This is a genomic window from Pseudomonas sp. F007, assembly GCF_057814275.1.
The window spans coordinates 1-561 of sequence record NZ_JBVATA010000024.1 but is presented as its reverse complement, the minus strand read 5'-3'; the positions used below and the strand labels follow the sequence as shown (position 1 = coordinate 561).

Below are 561 nucleotides of genomic sequence, written 5' to 3'. Positions count from 1 at the left end.
GCAACGGCGGCACCGTCACGGTTAAAGCTGGTGAGACCAGTGCGATTTACACCGCCCCAGTCCAGGGTGATGACGTCTACAAAGACGGCGGCCCGCTGAGCGTGACCATCACCGAAGCGACGGTGAAGGATCAGGTCTTCGAAGATCTGCAACTGAGCAAAGAGCCAGGTGTCGTGCAGATCAACGACACCACCGATACCGTGACCGTCAGCATCGCTGGCAATGGTCCTGTGCTGGAAAATGCCAATCCGACCTTCACCATCACCCTCAACCAGGCGTTGAAGGATGATTTGACCGTCAAGCTGAGCAACGGTGGCACCGTCACCGTCAAAGCCGGTGAGACCAGCGCGATCTACACCGCGCCGATCCAGGGCGACGACGTCTACAAAGACGGCGGTCCGCTGAGCGTCACCATCACCGAAGCGACGGTGAAGGACCAGGTCTTCGAAGACCTGCAACTGAGCAAAGAACCAGGTGTCGTGCAGATCAATGACACCACCGACACCGTCACCGTCAGCATTGCTGGCAACGGTCCTGTGCTGGAAAACGCCAACCCGACTT

The 561-nt window shown here is 58.5% G+C and carries 1 protein-coding gene; it reads left to right on the top strand.

Annotated features, from left to right (window positions below; translation table 11 throughout):
• On the top strand, positions 1 to 561 hold a 561-nt coding region (locus ACZYR5_RS29540), incomplete at both ends, for an immunoglobulin-like domain-containing protein (protein ID WP_489092913.1).